The 19,842-nt window shown below is 70.8% G+C and carries 17 protein-coding genes; 9 read left to right on the plus strand and 8 right to left on the minus strand.

Annotated features, from left to right (window positions below):
• Positions 1-55 precede the first annotated feature (55 nt).
• Positions 56-2,284 carry an MMPL family transporter gene (locus DAA40_RS11285; protein ID WP_106849809.1) on the plus strand — a complete coding sequence of 743 codons (2,229 nt, stop codon included), beginning with the start codon at positions 56-58 and terminating at the stop codon, positions 2,282-2,284.
• 56 nt (positions 2,285-2,340) lie between these two features.
• Here the strand turns inward: DAA40_RS11285 and DAA40_RS11290 are convergent, their stop codons facing one another.
• Together DAA40_RS11290 and eccCb are read right to left on the minus strand one after the other, a co-directional pair.
• Positions 2,341-2,733 carry a universal stress protein gene (locus DAA40_RS11290; RefSeq protein WP_106849810.1) on the minus strand — a complete coding sequence of 131 codons (393 nt, stop codon included), beginning with the start codon at positions 2,731-2,733 and terminating at the stop codon, positions 2,341-2,343.
• Positions 2,734-2,835: 102 nt separating this feature from the next.
• Positions 2,836-6,330: a type VII secretion protein EccCb gene (gene eccCb, locus DAA40_RS11295; RefSeq protein ID WP_106849811.1), complete on the minus strand. Its 3,495-nt coding sequence runs from the start codon at positions 6,328-6,330 to the stop codon at positions 2,836-2,838.
• A 170-nt stretch (positions 6,331-6,500) separates the two neighbouring features.
• Here eccCb and DAA40_RS11300 point away from each other — a divergent pair, with 170 nt between their 5' ends.
• Entirely contained in the window at positions 6,501-7,379 is an 879-nt protein-coding gene (locus DAA40_RS11300; protein ID WP_158716389.1) for an EsaB/YukD family protein, read from the plus strand.
• 16 nt (positions 7,380-7,395) lie between these two features.
• Positions 7,396-8,394 (plus strand): type VII secretion protein EccB, encoded by a 999-nt coding sequence (locus tag DAA40_RS11305; RefSeq protein ID WP_158716390.1) that lies wholly within the window; start codon positions 7,396-7,398, stop codon positions 8,392-8,394.
• On the opposite strand, the gene DAA40_RS11310 is transcribed toward DAA40_RS11305, so the two are convergent.
• Positions 8,391-9,056: a peptidoglycan-binding protein gene (locus DAA40_RS11310; protein WP_158716391.1), complete on the minus strand. Its 666-nt coding sequence runs from the start codon at positions 9,054-9,056 to the stop codon at positions 8,391-8,393. The genes DAA40_RS11305 and DAA40_RS11310 overlap by 4 nt on opposite strands.
• Positions 9,057-9,198: 142 nt before the next feature.
• Here DAA40_RS11310 and DAA40_RS11315 point away from each other — a divergent pair, with 142 nt between their 5' ends.
• Positions 9,199-10,191, plus strand: coding sequence for a nitronate monooxygenase family protein (locus DAA40_RS11315; protein WP_106849815.1), 993 nt, complete (start codon positions 9,199-9,201; stop codon positions 10,189-10,191).
• Positions 10,192-10,193: 2 nt separating this feature from the next.
• Complete coding sequence (locus DAA40_RS11320) at positions 10,194-10,733, plus strand: PadR family transcriptional regulator (RefSeq protein WP_106849816.1); 540 nt, start codon at positions 10,194-10,196, stop codon at positions 10,731-10,733.
• Between the two features lie 33 nt (positions 10,734-10,766).
• On the opposite strand, the gene DAA40_RS11325 is transcribed toward DAA40_RS11320, so the two are convergent.
• Complete coding sequence (locus tag DAA40_RS11325; protein WP_106849817.1) at positions 10,767-11,447, minus strand: PIG-L deacetylase family protein; 681 nt, start codon at positions 11,445-11,447, stop codon at positions 10,767-10,769.
• Between the two features lie 45 nt (positions 11,448-11,492).
• Between DAA40_RS11325 and DAA40_RS16870 the strand changes: the two genes are divergently transcribed.
• Positions 11,493-11,618: a hypothetical protein gene (locus tag DAA40_RS16870; protein ID WP_255413555.1), complete on the plus strand. Its 126-nt coding sequence runs from the start codon at positions 11,493-11,495 to the stop codon at positions 11,616-11,618.
• A gap of 12 nt (positions 11,619-11,630) precedes the next feature.
• On the opposite strand, the gene DAA40_RS11330 is transcribed toward DAA40_RS16870, so the two are convergent.
• Entirely contained in the window at positions 11,631-12,503 is an 873-nt protein-coding gene (locus DAA40_RS11330; RefSeq protein ID WP_106849818.1) for an SDR family NAD(P)-dependent oxidoreductase, read from the minus strand.
• Positions 12,504-12,610: 107 nt separating this feature from the next.
• Here DAA40_RS11330 and DAA40_RS11335 point away from each other — a divergent pair, with 107 nt between their 5' ends.
• Both DAA40_RS11335 and DAA40_RS11340 read left to right on the plus strand, forming a co-directional pair.
• Positions 12,611-14,014 (plus strand): magnesium chelatase, encoded by a 1,404-nt coding sequence (locus DAA40_RS11335; RefSeq protein ID WP_106849819.1) that lies wholly within the window; start codon positions 12,611-12,613, stop codon positions 14,012-14,014.
• 1 nt (position 14,015) lies between these two features.
• Complete coding sequence (locus tag DAA40_RS11340) at positions 14,016-15,965, plus strand: hypothetical protein (protein WP_106849820.1); 1,950 nt, start codon at positions 14,016-14,018, stop codon at positions 15,963-15,965.
• Between the two features lie 37 nt (positions 15,966-16,002).
• Here DAA40_RS11340 and DAA40_RS11345 read toward each other — a convergent pair whose 3' ends face one another.
• From DAA40_RS11345 to DAA40_RS11355, 3 genes are read right to left on the minus strand one after another with little or no spacing between them, the layout of a single operon-like run.
• Positions 16,003-16,689 carry a nitroreductase gene (locus DAA40_RS11345; protein WP_199849713.1) on the minus strand — a complete coding sequence of 229 codons (687 nt, stop codon included), beginning with the start codon at positions 16,687-16,689 and terminating at the stop codon, positions 16,003-16,005.
• Positions 16,686-17,831 carry an NADPH:quinone oxidoreductase family protein gene (locus DAA40_RS11350; protein ID WP_199849714.1) on the minus strand — a complete coding sequence of 382 codons (1,146 nt, stop codon included), beginning with the start codon at positions 17,829-17,831 and terminating at the stop codon, positions 16,686-16,688. The genes DAA40_RS11345 and DAA40_RS11350 overlap by 4 nt, the downstream gene beginning before the upstream one ends.
• A 16-nt stretch (positions 17,832-17,847) precedes the next feature.
• Positions 17,848-18,822 carry a nitronate monooxygenase family protein gene (locus tag DAA40_RS11355; protein WP_106849821.1) on the minus strand — a complete coding sequence of 325 codons (975 nt, stop codon included), beginning with the start codon at positions 18,820-18,822 and terminating at the stop codon, positions 17,848-17,850.
• Between the two features lie 96 nt (positions 18,823-18,918).
• Here DAA40_RS11355 and DAA40_RS11360 point away from each other — a divergent pair, with 96 nt between their 5' ends.
• Entirely contained in the window at positions 18,919-19,821 is a 903-nt protein-coding gene (locus DAA40_RS11360) for a crotonase/enoyl-CoA hydratase family protein (protein WP_106849822.1), read from the plus strand.
• Positions 19,822-19,842: the final 21 nt, after the last annotated feature.

The raw sequence follows: 19,842 nt of genomic DNA on the forward strand, positions 1-19,842 counted from the left end.
GATCGCGTACGTGAACAGCGTTAACTATCGATTACATCGTTCATTGGAGAAACCAATGTTCAACTGGCTCGCCGCTATCACCATCCGCTTCCGCAAGGCGCTGCTCGCGCTCACCGTCGTCGGCGCCGTGGCCTCCGCGGTCTGGGGGCTCGGCGTGTTCGACCGGCTCGGCGCCGGCGGCTTCGATGATCCCGCCGACGAGGCAATCCTGGCCGTCGAGCACCTCGACGAGTCCCTCGGACGGGACGCCGCCGACCTGGTGCTGATCATCGAGTCCCCCACCCAGACCGTCGACGACCCGGCGTACCGCGCAGACGTCCAGGCGGCTCTTGACCAGATTCCGCCGGACGCCTACGGATCGGCGCGCTCCTACTGGAGCACCGGTGCCGAGACCTTCGTCGGCGACGACCGACACGACACCTACGTCGTCGTCAGCCTGAGCTCGCCCACCGCTCTCGAGGGACGGACGCACGTGGTCCAAGACGTCGAGCAGGTCCTCGCCGACCGTGGCTACGAGGTGGCCGCGGGCGGCCAGGCCGCCACCTTCGCCGCGATCAACGAGCGAGTCGGGGCAGACATCGGCCGCGCGGAGGGCATCTCTGCGCCCGTGCTGCTGATCCTGCTGATCGTCGTGCTCGGCGGCGTGATCGCCGCATCCCTGCCGCTGGTGATCGGGGCGCTGTCGATTGTCGGCTCCTTCGCCGCACTCCGGCTGATCAGCGAGTTCACCGACGTGAGCTCCTTCGCCATCAACATCATCACGATCCTCGGGCTGGGTCTGGCCATCGACTACGGCCTGCTGATCGTGGGCCGCTGCCGCGAAGAGCTCGCGGGCGGGCACGATTCGAGGGAGGCCCCCCGCCGCACGGTGCTCACGGCGGGCAAGACGGTTGCCGTCTCGGCACTCACGGTGGCCGCGGCGCTCTCGGGCCTGCTACTGTTCCCGCTGACCTTCCTGCGCAGCATGGGCTTCGGCGGGGTCAGCGCGGGGCTGATCGCGGCATTCGCCGCGGGCGTGGTGCGGCCGGCGATCCTGGCCTCGATCGGCACCGGCGTGAACCGCTGGACGGTGCGCAAGGTCCGCAGCACCGAGTCTCCTGATGGTCGGTGGGCGCGGCTCGCCCGGACAGTGATGCGGCGTCCCGTCGTCTTCCTCCTCGCGGCCCTGGCCTTCCTGATGTTCCTGGCCGCACCGTTCCTCGGCGTCCGCTTCGGCGGCGTCGACGAGCGGGTGCTGCCGGCAGACGCCGAACCGCGCCAGGTCAGCGCCCAGCTCGAGGACCAGTACGGCGTGGTCGGCACCGACCCCATCGTTGTGGCGCTCGACCTGCACGAGCAGGCCACCTCGGGCGGCGGACAGCAGGCGATCGCCGGCTACCTCACCGACCTGCAGCAGCTGCCGGACGTCGAGACGGCGCAGCTCACCGGTGCCGCCGGGACGGTCGCCCGGGTCGAGATCGGCTACGCCGGAGAGGGCCTCGACGACGCGGCGAGGTCCGCGGTCGACCAGGTTCGCGAGCTCGGCCCGACCGCCGGCATCGAGCGTGTTCAGGTCGGCGGTCCGACGGCGGCGCTGATGGATCGTCTGGACACCATCGGCGAGATGCTCCCGTGGATGGCGCTGGTGGTGTTCGGTGCGACGTTCGTCGTGCTGTTCCTCGCCTTCGGGTCGGTGCTGCTGCCGCTGAAGGCGATCGCGTTGAACCTGGTGACGCTGGCCGCGACGCTGGGCGTCGTCACCTGGATTTTTCAGGATGGCAACGGTGCCGGCCTGCTGGACTTCACCTCGACCGGTTTCGTCGAGGCGAGCATGCCGCTGCTGGTGATGACGATCGTGTTCGGGCTCAGCATGGACTACGAGGTGTTCCTGCTGTCCCGTATTCGCGAGCAGTACGACCGCACCGGCGACAACTCCACGGCGGTCGCCACCGGGTTGCAGCGCACCGGCCGCATCATCACCTCCGCCGCGCTGCTGATCCTCGTCGTGATCGCGCTCTTCTCGACGTCGTCGATCTCGTTCATCAAGCTGATCGGCGTGGCGATGATCGTCGCGATCCTGCTTGATGCGCTCTTGGTCCGGATGATCGTCGTCCCGGCGGCGATGCGTCTGATGGGCGGGCTGAACTGGTGGCTGCCCGGGCCGCTGCGGCGGCTGTACGACCGGATCGGGTTCCGCGAGGAGCTGCCCGACGGCGACCGGCCGCGAGGATCTTCGCCGACGGATGCCGATGAACCCCACAGCGGTGGACTGCAGGCGCCCGAGCCCGAGCTCGCGACTCGCTGAGACAACGACGACGCCCCGGCCGGTTCGGCCGGGGCGTCGTCGAGCTTGGATCGGCGCTAGGGCTTGACCGCGAGCACGTCGCAGTTGGCATCGAGCAGGATGCGCTGCGAGTTGGAGCCCATGATGAGCTTGCCGACCGGCGAGCGGCGGCGCAGCCCGATCACGATCAGCTTGGCGCCGATTCGGTCGGCTACCTCGACCAGGTCACCGGCCGGGTCCTTGCCACGCACCAGGCCATGGACCTCGTGGTCGACACCGTCAGCCTTGAGCTGCTCGGTGATCTTCTCGAGCTCCTCGTCGAACTTCGCGCCTTCCTTGGCAAAGGCCTCCCCGCCCTTGCTGGACTCGACGACCACGAGCTTCTCGCTGCGAAGCTTGGCTTCCTCGATCGCACGATCGAGAGCGGCGCGGCCTTCCTTGGTGGGGATGAATCCAACGACTACGGGCATCTGAGCGTCCTCCTTGCCGGGCCGGAGGCGATCGCTCCGGCAGCTGGTGCCTGTGGGCGGTACTGCCGCAATGCTGTCACATGCGCTGTGGAATCGAAAACACTATGCGCGCCCGGCAGGCGGCCCGGGTGCCACGACCGCCTGGACGTCGAGCATCGGACGACCCGGCCGCACGATCGTCCCTCTACCGGGTGGCAGGGACGCGGGTCGTACGCCGAGTATCGGCCCCTCCTCCCCCGCGTTGCTGAGCACGAGGGCGTGGGCGCCGAGGTCCCGCAGCAGCGAGAGGGTGTCGTCATACAGCGCTCGACCGGCCCCGGCCGAGCGCCGGGCGATGCTCACCCGCAGGCCGATGTCCCCGGCGTACGGCAGGTATGCCCGCAGCGGCGCGAGCGTGGTCCCGCCGAGGGTGAGCAGGTCGTAGTCGTCCACGATCAGGTGCAGCTGCGGGCCGTTCCACCACGACCGGTCGCGGAGCTGCTCGGCGCTGAGGTCCGCCGGCGGCATGCGTCGCTGCAGCCCGGTCACCAGCCCGGCGAGGGCGTCGGACGCGGCTGCCGGGGTCGGGGCGTGCGCGAGCACGGCGTCCGCGGGCAGGTCCCCCAGCAGGGTGCGCCGTGGGTCGAGGACGACGAGGCGGGTGCCGCGTGCGGCGTCCTGGTGCCCCAACGACCGCAGCACGGAGGTGCGCCCGGAGCCTGGGTCCCCCACGACGAGCAGGAAGGGGTTTCGTGCGTCCAAGGTGATCGCGCCCAGGGTCGGCCGCTCGACGGCGATGCACAACCCGTCGTCGAGGACCTCGGGGGCGATGTTGGCCGGGGTGATCATCGCGGGGAGATATGGCAGCCCGGGAGCGCGCGGACCGCTCCAGCACCGGGTGATGGCCGCCGGTAGGTCGAGCCGTTGATCCTGTGGGCGCCCGCCGTGGGCGAGGATCAACGGCCGGCCGTCGGGACCGATGCCGTGCCCGGGCCGGCCCACCGGAACGAGGGCGGCCGCGCGGCGGTCGATCTCCGACTCGATCGGGTCGCCGAGCCGTAGCTCGATGCGGCTGGCCAGCTGGTCGCGTAGGGGGGCTCGTAGATCGAGCCACCGATGGGCGGTGCACAGCAGGTGTACCTGCACCCGTAGCCCGCGACGCGCGATATCGACGAGCACCGCCTCGAGGTCCTCGTGCTCGGCCCGTAACCGCGCCATCCCGTCGACGGCGAGGACCACGTCAGGGTGCGGCCCCGGATCGCGCTCGCGGTCGTCGATGATCCGCGCGACGTGGCGGATCACCGCCCGCACTCGCTCGGGCCGGCCGCCGGTGGCCAGCGCACCGACGTGCGGCAGAGCGGCCAGCGCGCCGAGCTCCCCACCCGACAGGTCGACCAGGTACAGGTGCAGCTCCTCCGGCGTGCTGCGCAGCGCGAGCGACAGCAGCAGGGCGTGCGCTGCGCAGCTCACCCCGCTGCGGGTCGCACCGGCGATGCCGACATGCCCACCACCCCCGCGCAGGTCGATCCGCCAGACGTCGATCGACTGCCGGTCCGGCCGGTCGACCCACCCGACGGGGACGACGAGCCGGTCGCCGGCGACGCTCCCGAAACCGCGACCGGGCCGCTCCTGCAGGTCGTCGTACAACTCGTCGAGCGTCGGTGAGCGGGTCGGTGGCGGCACCCAGATCGGTCGCGCCCGGGAGGTCGCGCCTCGGGCCGCCTCGACGGCGGAATCCAGGATGCTCGCTGCCTCGGGCTGCTGCCCGGCTGCCAGCGGCCGGCCGTTGGCATAGTGCAGCCGCCGCGTGCGCGCCGAGGGCGAGATTGCTGGGCGCTGCTCCGGCGACCCGCTGTATCCCGCGGTGAACCGGATTGGCTTGCCCCCGGCCGCGAGATAGCCGTGTCCGGGAATCATGGGCAGCTCGGCCGCCAGCGTGCGGCCGATGACCGCACGGGACTCGGCGGGGCTCTGGCAGCGCAGGGCGATCCGGTACGACAGGTGCGAGTCGAGCCCCTTCAGGCGTCCTTCCTCGAGCCGCTGGCTGGCCACGAGCAGGTGCACCCCGAGCGAACGGCCCAGCCGCCCGATCTGGGCGAGCACGTCGATCATCTCGGGTTGCTGCACGAGCAGCTCGCTGAACTCGTCGACGATGACCAGCAGCCGTGGCAGCACTCCGGGCGGGAGGCCGGCGATCGAGGCGGCCCCGTGGCCCTTGATCACCCGTTGCCTGCGGACGAGCTCGGCCGCCAGCGCCTGCTGGGCGCGCAGGACCAGCCCGGGGTCGTCCTCGAGGTTGGTGATCGCTGCCGCCACGTGCGGCAGACCCTCGAAGGGCGCGAAGGTAGCGCCGCCCTTGAAGTCGACGAACGCCATCGTCAGCTGGTCCGGCGAGTGCGTCTGCAGCAGCCGGCAGACCAGCAGCCGCAGCAGCTCGGACTTGCCCGAGCCGGTGGCGCCGATCAGCAGGCCGTGCGGGCCGACCCCGCCCTCGCCGGCCTCCCGCAGGTCCAGGACGACGGGACGGCCGGCGGCGTCGGCGCCGATGACCGGGCGCATCGGCTCGGACGTCGTCGTCCACGCCGGGGCTTCCGCGGGCGCGCCACCGCCGTCGCCGGTCGCCGCGGCCGCGCGCGCGGCGCTCTCCAGACGTGCCGGGCTGCACAGCCGCGGCACCGCCTCGGGGACCGCCGTCCCGTCGAGGCGGAGGACGCCGTCGGCGTACGCGATCGACGGGGTCTCGCCTTCGATCGCGGCCCGCACCGTCCACGTCACCCGCAGCGCGGCAGCGGAATCAGGGCGCGGGCGGTCATCGATGAGCAGCACTGGGCCCGGGACGTCGTCGAGCAGTGCCGAGAGCTCGGCGGTGGTGCGCGCGGCGAGGCGCAGCGGCCCGACATCATCACTGCGTCGGGGGTGTCGGTGGTGCGGCGCCCACTGCAGCATGCGCCAGCGCGAGATCTGCTCGGCGAGGACGGCCACCCGGACCGCCGCGCACGACGGCGACTGCAGCACCTCCGCCACGACCTGACGCAGAAGTGCGCTGCGCTCGGGACCACCCGCGTGCAGGGTGAGCGCTTCGCGGGCGGCCGCCTGCAGCGGCACCTCGGCGACCTGCTTTCGGCGCTCGACGAGAAGACTCGCCTTGGTCGCGCAGAAGGGATCCGCGTCCTGGTCGATCTCGACGGCGAGCGGCGGGTGCCGGGTGGCCGGACCGTCCGCGACCGTCACATAGAGCAGCTCCCCGTCGATGACTGCAGCGCCGCCCGCCCGGTGACGTTCGTCGTCGTCCGCGAGCAGCCCCCGGAAGGTCGCGAGCTCGGCGAGGTAACGACGCCGAATCGACCCGATGGACTCGCGCCGCTGCGCGCGTCCCCGGACCACGATCGCCACCACCATGCCCAGAGTGGTCAGCAGGAACAGCACGCCCGCTATATAGATGAACGGCGATCTAGGGGCCATCGCGAGCAAGCCGATCGATCCGAGGCCGCCGAGGGCCGGGAGTGCGCTCAGCCACAGCGGCGTTGCTGCGCCCGGCACCACTGCAGGCGGCGTCGGCACCTCCAGAGCGCCGGCGGGCGATCCCGCGGGCGCTGTCGCCATCCCTTGGACCTGCATGGCCGCGACCGTACGTGCGCCGCTGCACCGGCGGTGCGGTCATCCACAGGACTGCGGGTGGGACGCCGGTTGTCCACAGCCCGGCTCGTCCGGACACGTCCCAGGTCGCTCCCGCGGGCTAGCGTCCTGCAGGCCGGCGCAGCATCAGCCGGCAGGAAGGGGGATACGCGGTGGAGCTCACCTTGCTCGTGGCCGACCGGCAGCTCGACCTCTCGCTGCCGCCGCAGCTGCCGATCGTGCTGCTCGAGCCCGATCTGCGTTCGCTGACCGGGTTGAGCCGGCTGCGGTTGTGCTCGCTCACCGGTGCGCCGCTCGATCACGACCGGTCGTTGTCCGAGAACGGGGTGCGCAGTGGGGCGTTGGTGCGATGCGAGCCCGCCGAAGCCCGGCTGATGGTCTACGACGACCCGGTAGACGTGGCCCCGCGGCGCGAGACCGCGGCACCGAGCGTCCCGTTCACCGGCGGCGGGGTGTTCGCGGCCGTGCTCGCAGCTCACCTGCTGAGTGGGCTCACGGCCCCGATCGCGGAGGCTCTGGTGCTGCTCGGCGCGAGCGCGACCGGGTGGTGGCAACGCGGCGCGGTGCGGCTCTCCGGCGCGACACCCGACGACGATCCTCGAGACCCTCGGGCCCTCGGCCGGCTGGCGGTCGCCTCCCGCGCGGCCACGTGGGGTCGATGGGCCCTGGAGCTGCTGGCGCTCGCCGGCGGGCTGGCGCTGCTCACCCGGCCGGGCGCGTGGAGTGCGCCGGCCGGCTGGTGCTGCCTGGCGATGATCACCCTGCGCGCTCATGGGTCGGATCCGACGATGCTCCGAGTCGGTCTCGGTGCGCTGGCGGCCGGGCTGGCGCTGACCCTCCAGCTCGGCGTCCTCCCGGGCCCGGTCCTCACCGGGCTGGTCGGCGTCCTGGGCGTGCTGCTGGCGATCGTCGCCCGTCCGTCCGCCGGGCCGACCTGCGAGCTGTGGACGGAGCGGGGCGCTCTCGCGCTCACCATCGCCGCTCCGGCGCTCGCGCTCGTCGGTAGCGGGTTGCTGCCTGGGGTGCCGTGAGGTGGTCGACCGCCTGATGACCAGCCAGCTGCGCGCGAGTGAGGCGAGCCGATTCGGGCGGCGCCGGCTCCGGACGGCGATCGCCGGCCCGGCTCCCCGCGGCGGGATCGCTGCGCTCGTCGTCGCCGGCCTGCTCGCCGCTGCCCTGCTGGTCAACGACGCGGTTCGCTCTCGTTCTGCAGTCCCCTCGATCGAGGACGGCGCTGTGGTGCTGACCGAGCACGGCGAGCTCTACCTCGTCGAGGACGGCATCGCGCACCCGCTGCCGAACGTGACCTCGGCACGGCTGCTCGCCGACCAGGTCCGCAGCGTGCCGGGCGCGGCGATCGAGGGGCTGCCGCGCGGGCGGCCCCTCGGCATTCCCGGTGCACCGTCGTCCCTGCCCGCCCCGTCGGCACTGCTGGATGGCAGCTGGCAGCTCTGCTCGGACGCGGCGGCGGACGGCCCCGGGATCACGCTGACCTTCGGTGCCGCACCCTACCTCTCACCGGCGTCCGGTGAGGCAGTCGTGCTGGACGACGGCCAGCAGCGCTGGCTGGTGCACGACGGGCATCGCACGCCGGCATCGTCGACATCCACCGCGCCGGTGATCGTGACGATCCCGGAGATCGCGGAGGCGCTCCCGCTCGCTCCCGCCGGCTCGACCGGGAGTGACCTGAGGGCCGGCAGCCCCGGCACCATCGCGTGCGTGCAGTCCGACCCGGCCGCGCCCTTCGCGCGGCCGTCGGTCGCGGCCGTCGTCCGCTCACGCAGCAGCGACGGCGTCGTCATCGAAGGCATCCGCGGGCGGGTACGGCTGGTCATCCCCCGCGGCGCCGGAGTCGTCGCCCGTCAGCCGGACGGCGAGGGCTACTGGCTGCTTACGTCGTCCGGCGAGCTCGCGCCGGTCGCCGACGACCGTGCGCTGACCCAGCTCGGCTATCACCCTGCCTCGTCGGTGCGCATCCCGGTCGACCTGACCGCCCTGCTCCCGGCCGGGCCGGAGCTCAGCGTGCAGGCCGCTGCGGATGGCTAGCCACAGGCCGCCTGGTGCAAGGTCTCCCAGGTCTTCGGTCCGACGATGCCGTCGGCTTCGAGACCGAAGTCCCCCTGGAAGTCCTTGGCGACCTGCTCCACCCCGGCGGTGTACTGGCCGGTGGGGGTGATGTCGTACCCGAGGTAGGCCAGCAGGGTGGTCAGCGCCTCCACGGGCGCACCGCTGTCAGTCCCCCATTGCGGGTCGCTCGACACCCGGTTGCCTTCGCCGTCCGCGGCCCGCTTGCAGGCCGCGACCCGCTGCTGCTCGCTGATCCCGTTCGTCGTCTGCGGCGGTGTGCTCCCGGGACCGCTCGGCTCCGCGGCGGGCGGTTCCACGGTCGATGATTCCGCGGGCGGCACCTCGGACGACGGGGTCGGGTTCGGGGCGGCCGTGAACTGGTCGCCGGCCGAGGGGCTGGCGGACGGATCGCTCACGGAGGCTGCTGCAGAGGCGCTCTCACCCGACGTCCCGCCCGCAGACTTCTCGTCGTCACCGGGCCAGAGCAGCACCGCAGCGAGCGCGATCGCGGCGAGCAGGAAGACAACGAGGGCGGCGAGCAGCCAGGGCCGCACCGGATCTCTGCGGGGCGGCGGCGGGCCGGGCGCCGGAATGGCGGGCAGCGACGGCAGCGGCTCGCCGTACGGGTTGTTCGGGTTCACCACTCCTACCTCCGGTGCATCGAGCGTATCGCTCTGCCTTGGAGTGCCCTCACGACATTCCAGATCCATTTCTGCAACTTATTGCAAAGAGCGTTCGGCGGACGTTATCGTCGATCCATCCGCCCGACTCCAAGGAGCACACATGGCGCTGCCCGCCGCCCTCACCCGACCGATGTCCCTGCCAGTGCTCGGCTCCCCGCTGTTCATCATCTCCGGCCCCGAGCTCGTCATCGCCCAGTGCCAGGCCGGGGTGATCGGCTCCTTTCCCGCGCTCAACGCTCGCCCTCAGCCGCTGCTGAACGAGTGGCTCGAGCGGATCGAGGACGAGCTCGCCAGGTTCGCAACCGAGCACCCCGACAAGCCGGTCGCGCCGTACGCCGTGAACCAGATCGTGCACCGCTCGAACGACCGGCTCGATCAGGACGTGCAGTCCTGCGTCGACTTCAAGGTGCCGATCGTGATCACCTCGCTCGGCGCCCGCACCGAGGTGTACGACGCGATCCACTCCTACGGCGGCATCGTGCTGCACGACGTGATCAACAACGAGTTCGCGCACAAGGCGATCGACAAGGGCGCCGACGGCCTGATCGCGGTGGCTGCGGGAGCCGGTGGGCACGCGGGCACCCAGTCCCCGTTCGCGCTGCTGCAGGAGATCCGGCAGTGGTTCGACGGGCCGCTGCTGCTGTCCGGCGCCATCGCGCACGGCCGGAACATCCTGGCCGCGCAGGCCGCCGGTGCCGACTTGGCCTACATCGGCTCGGCGTTCATCGCGACCGAGGAGGCCAACGCCGACCCCGGCTACAAGCGGATGCTGGTGGACTCGGACGCTTCGGACATCGTGTACTCGAACCTGTTCACCGGCGTCCACGGGAACTACCTGCGCGGCTCGATCGTGAACGCCGGCCTTGATCCGGTCGCGCTGCCGGAGTCCGACCCGTCGAAGATGAACTTCGGCTCCGGCGGCAACATGAAGTCCAAGGCCTGGAAGGACATCTGGGGCGCCGGCCAGGGCATCGGGGCGATCAAGGACGTGCCACCGGTCGCCGAGGTGGTCGCCCGGCTCGCGCGGGAGTACGACGACGCGCGGGAGTCGCTGCTCGGCGCGGCGTCCGTCCAGCCCGCCCTCGCCGTCTGAGCGTGTCGCTGCGGTTCGCGATCCTCACGGCACTCTCCGAGAAGTCATCGTCCGGGATCGAGCTCGCCCGCCGGTTCGACCGGTCCATCGGCTACTTCTGGCCGGCTTCGCACCAGCAGATCTACCGCGAGCTCGACACGCTGCTCGGCGACGGGCTGATCGAGCAGCTGGACGACGGCACACCGCCCTCGCGAGGCAACCCGCGCACCTTCCGGGTCACCGCCGACGGGACGGCCGCGCTCCGCGCGTGGGCCGGCCGGCTTGAGGACCGGCCCAAGGTGCGGGACGCGCTGATGGTGCGGATCCGGGCAGCAGCGGCACTCTCGGACGTCGACCCGCGGGCGGCCCTGGAGCACCGGCTCGCCACCCACGAGCGCACGCTCGAGGCGTACGAGGCAATAGATGCTCGGCAGTTCACCGGCCCGCTCAACCGAGCCGCTCGTCTGCAACGCCAGGTGCTGCGCGCCGGCATCGCTTCCGAGCGAATGTGGGTCGCGTGGTGCCGCGATGCCCTCGCCGAGCTCGACCGGGCCGAATCCTGAGGCACCTCCGGACGCGGCGCCGCGGCGGAACCATTAGGTATCGATCTTGGCCAGGCCAACCGAGCGGCTGCCGTCGTCCGCGGTCTGCACCATCAGGCCGACCTGGGCGCGGGCCTGCTCCAGCACCGGGGTGCTCGGATCGAGCACGCCGAGGTACTCCTGATGCTCGGCGAGCGAACGCACCGCCGCCTCGACGTCGTCCTCGGTCACCTCGACGCGGTGAGTGGGGTACGGCCCGTTCTCGAAGGCCTGGACGCTGATGCCACTCTCACCGATCGCCTGTACGACGGCGTTTCCGAGCTCGGTGTGGTCGCTCTGGTTGGGCTGCCCAGGAGCCCACTCCGGGCCGCGGTACAGCGTGAGCACGACCTGCGGACGGCGCTCGGTGAGGGCATCGATGATGTGCCTGCGCAGCTCGGCGGAATTCTCGATGGCGCTGTCGGGGAATCCGAGAAAGTCCACTCGCGACACCCCGACGACCCGCGCCGAGCGCCGCTGCTCCTCCTCGCGCACCGGGCCAGCCTTCGACGGATCCATGCCCTCGATGCCGGCCTCCCCGCTCGAGGCGAGGAGGTAGTCGACCTCCTTGCCCTCGCGGGTCCAGCGGTTGACCGCCGCCGCCATGCCGTACTCCGGGTCGTCCGGATGGGCGACGACCACGAGGGCCCGCTGCCAGTCGGCGGGGAAGGTCTGCTGCTGCGTGGGAGTGCTCATTCCTCCAGGCTCCCGCAAGCCCCATAGCCTGTCCAGGGATCGTCGGTGATCGACGTCGCGCGCTTCTTCGCGCTGATCCCGACGCTCGCGGACGGCTCGGCCGCGACCGTCACCGGGACGACGGTCGCGACCGGGCAGTTCACGAAGGTGATCACCCGCGCGGCGGGGTGATCCGGACGCCGGTCACGACTGGCTGGTCGCGACCTGCTTGCCCTCCTTGGCCTCGCTCATGTCGATGATCTTGTCCCAGTTGTCGGCCATCTCCGCGAGCGTGGCGACGTGGTCGAACTGGTGGCCCTTGCTGGCGTAGTAGGCCACCCGCTGCACGAACCCGCCCCCGGCGATCAGCACCGACGCCGTGTCGGTCGACTCGTCGCTCATCAGGTAGCCGACGACCGGGGCGACGTGATCCGAGCCGAGCTGCTTGAGCCGCTCCTCGGGCATGAGATCGTTGGTCATCCGGGTGGCGGCGATCGGCGCGATCGCGTTGGCGTTGATGTTGTACTTCGCGCCCTCGATCGCCAGCGTGTTGATCAAGCCGACGAGGCCGAGCTTGGCCGCACCGTAGTTCGCCTGGCCGAAGTTGCCGTAGATGCCGCTGGTCGAGGTGGCGACGACGACGCGCCCGTACTTCTGCTCGCGGAAGTGCGGCCACGCGGCGCGGATGACGTTGTAGCCGCCGTAGAGGTGCACCTGTAGGACGGCGTCCCAGGCGGCGGAGTCCATCTTGCCGAACGACACGTCGCGCAGGATGCCCGCGTTGGCGACCACGCCGTCGATGCCTCCGAAGGCGTCGACGCAGGTCTGCACGATCGCCTTGCCACCCTCCTCAGTGGCCACGCTGTCGTAGTTGGCGACGGCCTCGCCACCCTCGTCCTTGATCTCCTGTACGACGGCGTCCGCCATGGCCGAGCCGCCGCCCGAGCCGTCACGCGCGCCCCCGAGGTCGTTCACCACGACCTGGGCTCCCTCCCGCGCCAGCAGCATGGCGTAGTCGCGGCCGAGGCCACCCCCGGCCCCGGTCACCACGATCCGTCGTCCGGCAACTCCGGTCATCTGTTCGTCCCTTCACATCGGGTTCGTTGTCTCTCCTAGAGCATCGTCGGTGGGCGCCAGCACGGCAAGCCGTGGCCGAACTGCGAGACGGCGCCTACGCTCGTGTGATGGCAGGCACAGACCATCCCGAAATCTCGACTGTCGGCGCGCTGCGCGCCAGCGGGCATCAGCACCGCACCGTCAAGCAGGAGCTGCGCGAGAACCTCGTCGCTCGCCTGCGCGCGGGTGAGACCACCATGCCGGGCATGGTCGGGCTCGACGACACCGTCCTCCCGGAGGTCGAGCGCGCCGTCCTCGCGGGCCACGACTTCGTCCTGCTCGGCGAGCGCGGGCAGGGCAAGACTCGCCTGATGCGCACCCTGGTCGGCCTGCTGGACGAGTGGACGCCGGTGATCGAGGGCTCGGAGATCAACGAGCATCCCTACGAGCCGGTGACGCTCGGCAGCATCGAGCGAGCAGCGCAGCTGGGCGATGACCTCCCGGTGGCCTGGTGGCACCGCAGCGAGCGGTACGGCGAGAAGCTGGCCACGCCCGATACCAGCGTCGGCGACCTCATCGGCGACATCGACCCGACCAAGATCGCTGAGGGGCGGCGCCTGGGTGATCCGGAGACGGTGCACTACGGCCTGCTGCCCCGCTTCAACCGGGGCATCTTCGGCATCAACGAGCTGCCCGACCTCGCCGAGCGGATCCAGGTCGGGCTGTTCAATGTGCTGGAGGAGCGCGACATCCAGATCCGCGGCTACGCGCTGCGGCTGCCGCTGGACCTGATGGTCATCGCGTCCGCCAACCCGGAGGACTACACGAACCGTGGCCGGATCATCACACCGCTGAAGGACCGCTTCGGCGCCGAGATCCGCACCCACTACCCCGAGGACATCGACGCGGACGTCGCGCTCATCGCCCAGGAGGCCGACCTCGCTGCCGCCGTCCCGGCGCATGTGCTCCGGGTGATCGCCGAGCTCACCTCCCAGCTGCGGGACTCGACCGCGATCGACCACCGTTCGGGCGTGTCGGCGCGGTTCGCGGTGGCGGCCGCCGAGGCGGTGGCGGCCTCCGCCCTGCGCCGTGGCGCGATCGTCGGCGAGAGCGGGCCGGTCGCGCGGATCGGCGACCTGCCGGCCGTGCTCGGCACGCTGCGAGGAAAGCTGGAGTTCGAGATGGGCGAGGAAGGCCGGGAGGACGAGATACTCGACCACCTCGGGCGCAGCGCCACCGCAGCGGTCTTTCGGGACCGGCTGGCCGGCATCGATCTGTCGCCGTTCACGGCGATCTTCGCCGACGACGACACCACCGTCGAGACCGGCGCGCTGGTACCGGCTGCCACGCTGCTTCAGCAGTTCGGCCGGGTCGAGGGGCTGTCACAGGTGCTCAGCGCGCTCGGCGTCAGCGAGGACGACGTCACGCCGGGCCAGGTCGCCGCCGCGATCGAGTTCGTGCTCGAAGGCCTGTATCTCACCCGCCGCATCTCCAAGCAGTCGGTCGACGGCTTGACGGTGTACGGCAGCTGAGATGGCACACCGCCCGAGCCGCTACCGATACGGCGCCTGGCGTGAGGGGCCTGATCCGCTCGCCTCGCCGTTTGACGTCCGCGAGGCGGTCGAGCGGCTCGGGCGGGAGATGCTCGGCGGCCGCAACGTGCGCGAGGCGCTGCGGGAGCTGCTTCGCCGCGGTGTCGGCGATCGGCCCGGTCTTGACGCGCTGCGCGAGCAGCTGCGCCGGCGGCGAGAGGAGCTGCGTCGCCGCGGCAACCTCGGTGGCGCGGTCGATCGGGCGCGCGCACAGCTCGACCAGGCCCTGGCGCTGGAGCGCGACCAGCTCGCGTCCGAGGACGGCGACGACGCTCGGTTCGCCGAGCTCGAGCTCGACACGCTACCGGACTCCGTCGCCTCCGCGATGCAGGCGCTGCAGCCGTACCAGTGGCACTCGGACGAGGCCCGCCAGATCTACGAGCAGATCAACGAGGGCCTGCGCAACGAGGTGATGCAGCAGCAGTTCGCCGGCCTGCGCGATGCCTTGCAGAACCCTGATCCGGCGGCGATGCAGCAGATCCGCGACATGATGGCCGATCTGAACTCGCTGCTGGCAGCGCACGCGCGCGGCGAGGACACGACCGACCAGTTCCGCGAGTTCATGGACGAGCATGGCGAGTTCTTCCCGGAGAACCCCAAGGACGTCGACGAGCTCATCGACCAGCTGGCGCGTCGCCAGGCCGAGACGGAGCGGCTCATGCGCTCGCTCACCGAGGAACAGCGCGAAGAGCTGCGATCGCTGATGCAGCAGGCATTGCAGGACGCCGACTTCGCCAGCCAGATGTCGCAGCTCCGTGACAACCTCCGCGCCCTGCGTCCTGGGATGATGCGCGGGCCGGGGATGCGCTCGACCGGCTCGGAGCCCCTGGGCTACGGGGAGGCTACCGGCGTGATGGGCGAGCTGTCGGACCTCGAGTCGCTGGAGCGCCAGCTCGCCCAGAACGACTTCGGCTCGACGCTAGACGACATCGACGTCGACGCGCTGGAACGACAGCTCGGCAGCGGGGCGGTCGCGGAGCTCGACGCCTTACGCGAGCTCGAGGCGCAGCTGCAGCAGCAGGGATGGCTGCGCCGCGAGGGCGACCGGCTGCACCTCACGCCGAAGGCGCTGCGGCAGCTGGGCGAGGTCACGCTGCGCCGGATCTTCGCCAACCTCGACGCACACCGGGCGGGCGATCACGACGATCAGCGGGCCGGCGCGGCCGATGAGCGCACCGGCGCCTTCCTGCCCTGGCGATTCGGCGTGGAGCGGCCGATCGACGCCGTCCGTACTGCCACAAATGCCGTGCTGCGCCGGGCTTCCGGCGAGGACGAACCGATGCTGCAACCCGAGGACTTCGTCGTCGCCGAGACAGAGAGCCGCACCCAGGCCGCCGTCGCGCTCTGCGTGGACCTCTCGTTCTCGATGGTGCAGCAGGAGCGCTGGGAGCCGATGAAGCAGACCGCGCTCGCCCTGGCCCACCTGGTGGACTCACGATTCCGCCAGGACGCCCTCCAGATAATCGGCTTCAACCTGGCAGCCCGCCCGCTGACGGCGCTCGAGCTCGCCGAGGTGGAGCCGGAGTGGGTGCAGGGCACGAATCTCGAGCACGCGCTGCTGCTCGCGGGGAGGCATGTGCGGCGCTTCGCGAGCGCGGAGCCCGTCGTCCTCGTGGTGACGGACGGCGAGCCGACCGCGCATCTGCTTGGGGGCGATCCGTGGTTCGAGTACCCGCCCAGCCCGGAGTGTATCCGCGCGACGGTCGCCCAGGTCGACGCGCTCAGCCGCTACGGCGCCACGCTGAACTTCTTCCGCCTCGGCGACGATCCCGGCCTCGCGCGGTTCATGGACGCCATCGCCCGCCGTGCTGGCGGCCGGGTGTTCGCGCCGTCCGTCGACCGGCTCGGTGAGTACGTCGTCGCCGACTATCTCCGCTCCCGCCGCCGCTGAGCTTTCACGACGCCGTCCGACGACGGCTCCGGGGATGTCAGCGACGCACCTCGGCGCGGTGGATCCACTCGGAGGCATCGGCGCGTTCGGAGCGCCAGTTGTTGATCGGGTGCGCGGTGTCCTCGTAGCCGATCGCCATCCCGCAGAAGATCATGACGTCCTCGGGGATGTCGATCATCTCGTAGGCGACCTGGTGCCAGCTGGTCCACGCCTCCTGGGCGCAGGTGCCGAGGCCGCGCTCTGTCGCCAGCAGCATGAAGGACTGCAGGAACATCCCGACGTCACTCCACTGCGGCGGACCCATCTTGCGCTCGATCCCCACCAGAAAGGCGACCGGAGCGCCGAAGAACTCGAAGTTCTTGCCGAACTGGCCGATCCGTGCCGCTCTGTCCTCTCGGGGGATGTCGATCGCGGCGTAGAGTTGCTGGCCGTTCTCGAACCGCCGGGTGCGGTAGGGCTCCCAGAGGTCCGGCGGATAGATGTCGTACTCCGGCCCCTGCCCCATCGGGAACTCATCGCGCAGCTCGACGACCCGGGCCTTGAAGGCGGCCAGGTCCTCGCCGGCCAGCAGCCAGACCCGCCACGGCTGCAGGTTGCCGCCGGACGGCGCCCACGCCGCCTCCTTCAGCAGCTCCTCGACGACGGCGAGGTCGACCGGCTGGTCGGTGAAGGCGCGCACCGACTTGCGGGCGGCCACCGCCTGGGCGACGGACATGGTGGTCATGGAGTGTCCCTTCGTGGTGGATCGTGGCGTGCAGGAGGGCTTCGCCTGAGCGAGCGGGGATTATTGCCCTCTCGCTCGGGATTTCCCCTCTCGCTCAGGATTTCCCCTCCTGCTCCGGATTTCCCCTCCTGCGTAGGCGAACCCTGATCGACGTCGAGGTCCGCGACGCGGACGACGACCTTGCCCGTTGCCCGGCGCTCGGCCATCCGCGCGAACCCCTCGACGACGTCATCGAGGTCGACGACGTCGTCCAACGCGGGCTGCAGCCTGCCCGCAGCGAGCCACTGCGCCAGCTGCTGGTTGATCGCCGCCCAGGTCTCCGGCTCGCGGGCGGCGACCTGCGCGATGTCGACGCCGACCAGCGCGGCCCCCTTCAGCAGCGCGATGTTGTAGCGCGCCGAGGGGATCTCCCCGGAGGCGAAGCCGATCACCAGAAGCCGCCCCCGCCACTCGAGCGCCCGGAAGGCCTCGGCGCCAAGGTCGCCGCCGACCGGGTCGAACACGATGTCGACCGCGATGCCGCGGTCCTTCAGCGCGGCCCGCCAGCCCGGGTCCGTCGTGTCGATGACCTCGTCGGCCCCGGCGTCCAGCGCGAACTGTCGCTTCTGATCGGTGGACGCCGCCGCGATCACGCGGAGGCCGAGGAGCCCCGCGACCGCGATCGCCGCCGTGCCAGTACCTCCCGCCGCGCCGAGCACGAGCATCGTCTCCCCCGCCTGTGCCTGCGCACGGTGCCGCAGGGCGAACAGCGCGGTCAGGTAGTTGACGCGGACGGCGGCGCCGACCTCGAACGAGATGCCGTCCGGAAGGCGATCGACCACGGACGCGGGCGCCACGGCGTACTCCGCGAGACCGCCCCGATCGATCTGTGCACTCACGCGGTCTCCCGGCGCGAGCCCGGCGACCCCGTCGCCGACCTGCGCGATCACGCCCGCGATCTCCGAGCCCGGCACGAACGGCAGCGGATCCTTGGTCTGGTAGCTGCCCTGCACCTTCAAGCCGTCGACGAAGCCGAGCCCGACCGAGGCGATCTGCACGAGCACCTCGCCGGGGCCGGGTGTCGGCCGCGGAGCCACGCCGACGGCGAGGGACTCGACTGGGCCGTACGCCGGGACGACCACCGCCCTCATCGGCTCCCCCACGGCCAGCACTCTGCGGTCAGGCGAAGATCTGTGCGAGACGCTCGGTCGCGATCTGCTTGGCCTCTGCAACGGTCCGGTCGATGAGCTCCTTGACAGTCGGGATGTCGTGGATCAACCCCGCGACCATGCCGCAGGACCATGCGCCGGCGTCCATGTCACCGTCCTGCATGACCTTCGGGTAGACACCAGCGACCTCGGGGGCGATGTCATCGAACTTGATGTCCTTGCCGAGCTCGGCTTCCTTCTGCAGCAGCCGCTCGACTGCTGCGTTGTTCAGCACTCGCTCGGTGTTGCGCAGCGGCCGCATGACCAGGCGGGTATCGAGCTCGGTGGCGTTCACGATCGCCTGCTTGACGTTCTCGTGCACCGGGGCTTCCTTGGTGGCGATGAACCGGGTGCCCATGTTGATGCCCTCGGCGCCCATCGCGAGCGACGCGGCGAGGGAACGGCCGTCGGCCATGCCGCCGGAGGCGATGAACGGGATCTCGAGCTCGTCCTGCGCGCGCAGCAGCAGGATCATGTTCGGGATGTCGTCCTCGCCCGGGTGGCCGCCGCACTCGAATCCGTCGACGCTCACGGCGTCCACGCCGATCGACTGCGCCTTCAGGGAGTGGCGCACGGTCGTGCACTTGTGGATCACCTTGATGCCGGCGTCCTTCAGCATCGGCATGAACTGCGACGGGTTGTTGCCCGCGGTCTCGACGATCTTCACGCCACCGTCGATCACGGCCTGAACGTACGCCGGGTAGTCCGGCGGGTTCAGCATCGGCAGGAACGTGAGGTTGACCGCGAACGGCTTGTCGGTCATGTCCCGGCACTTGGCGATCTCGTTGGCCAGGTCCGGCGCGCTCTTCTGGGTCAGCGCAGTGATGGTGCCCAGACCGCCCGCGTTGGACACCGCCGCCGCGAGCTCGGCGAATCCGACGTAGTGCATCCCACCCTGGATGATGGGGTAATCAATGCCGAGCATCTCGGTGATCTTGGTCTTCACGGCTCTCCTTGGTTCTATAGAAAATCTCACCTGCTGTCTACCATGACTGCCATCACACTACGATCGCGCCCCGGGCCGACTGACAGAAAGAACCACATGACTGACTACTCCGACATCACCTACGACGTCACCGACGGCATCGCGACCATCACCCTCAATCGGCCCGACCGGCTCAACGCCTTCACCGGTGACATGGCGCGGGAGCTGATCTCGGCGTTCAAGGCGGCCGACGCGGACGACGCCGTACGGGTCGTCATCGTGACCGGGGCGGGCCGCGGGTTCTGCGCCGGCGCCGACCTGGAACGCGGTGGGTCGACCTTCGACAACCAGGATGAGGCCCGCGCCGAGGAGCGCAAGGACTTCGGGACCATTGCCGGGGTCCCGCGGGACGGCGGTGGCGCGGTCACCATGACGATCGCCGCCTGCCGCAAGCCGGTCATCGCCGCGATCAACGGTCCCGCGGTCGGCATCGGCATCACGATGACCCTCCCGATGGACATCCGGCTCGCGGCCGAGTCGGCGAAGTTCGGGTTCGTGTTCGCCCGTCGCGGCATCGTTCCCGAGGCCGGGTCGAGCTGGTTCCTGCCGCGTATCGTCGGCATCTCCCAGGCCATGGAGTGGGTGGCCACCGGGCGGGTGTTCAGGCCAGACGAGGCGCTGGCCGGCCGCCTGGTCTCGCGGGTGCTGCCGGACGACGAGCTGCTGCCGAAGGCTCGGGAGATCGCCCGCGAGATCGCGGACAACACCTCGGCGATCTCAGTGTCGTTGGCCCGGCAGATGATGTGGTCGATGCTGAGCGCTGACTCTCCGTGGGACGGCCACCGCCTGGACTCGACCGCCATGTTCCACGTCGGCTCCGGCAAGGATGTCGCCGAGGGGGTCCAGTCCTTCCTGGAGAAGCGCCCTCCGGCCTTCCCGGCGAAGGTGTCGCTGGACTACCCCGCCGTCGTCGAGCCGCGGTGGCCGGCTCGACCGGACGACGTCGACTCCGACCTCTAAGCACCTGCGGTGGGTTAGGGG

Origin of the sequence: Blastococcus sp. Marseille-P5729 (genome assembly GCF_900292035.1) — a bacterium.
Classification (GTDB): domain Bacteria; phylum Actinomycetota; class Actinomycetes; order Mycobacteriales; family Antricoccaceae; genus Cumulibacter.

Excerpts from the sequence above, each read along its gene's own strand:
- DAA40_RS11285 (WP_106849809.1), top strand. The coding sequence starts at position 56 with ATGTTCAACTGGCTCGCCGCTATCACCATCCGCTTCCGCAAGGCGCTG.
- DAA40_RS11290 (WP_106849810.1), bottom strand. The coding sequence starts at position 2,733 with ATGCCCGTAGTCGTTGGATTCATCCCCACCAAGGAAGGCCGCGCCGCT.
- eccCb (WP_106849811.1), bottom strand. The coding sequence starts at position 6,330 with ATGCAGGTCCAAGGGATGGCGACAGCGCCCGCGGGATCGCCCGCCGGC.
- DAA40_RS11305 (WP_158716390.1), top strand. The coding sequence starts at position 7,396 with ATGACCAGCCAGCTGCGCGCGAGTGAGGCGAGCCGATTCGGGCGGCGC.
- DAA40_RS11315 (WP_106849815.1), top strand. The coding sequence starts at position 9,199 with ATGGCGCTGCCCGCCGCCCTCACCCGACCGATGTCCCTGCCAGTGCTC.
- DAA40_RS11325 (WP_106849817.1), bottom strand. The coding sequence starts at position 11,447 with ATGAGCACTCCCACGCAGCAGCAGACCTTCCCCGCCGACTGGCAGCGG.
- DAA40_RS11330 (WP_106849818.1), bottom strand. The coding sequence starts at position 12,503 with ATGACCGGAGTTGCCGGACGACGGATCGTGGTGACCGGGGCCGGGGGT.
- DAA40_RS11335 (WP_106849819.1), top strand. The coding sequence starts at position 12,611 with ATGGCAGGCACAGACCATCCCGAAATCTCGACTGTCGGCGCGCTGCGC.
- DAA40_RS11340 (WP_106849820.1), top strand. The coding sequence starts at position 14,016 with ATGGCACACCGCCCGAGCCGCTACCGATACGGCGCCTGGCGTGAGGGG.
- DAA40_RS11345 (WP_199849713.1), bottom strand. The coding sequence starts at position 16,689 with ATGACCACCATGTCCGTCGCCCAGGCGGTGGCCGCCCGCAAGTCGGTG.
- DAA40_RS11360 (WP_106849822.1), top strand. The coding sequence starts at position 18,919 with ATGACTGACTACTCCGACATCACCTACGACGTCACCGACGGCATCGCG.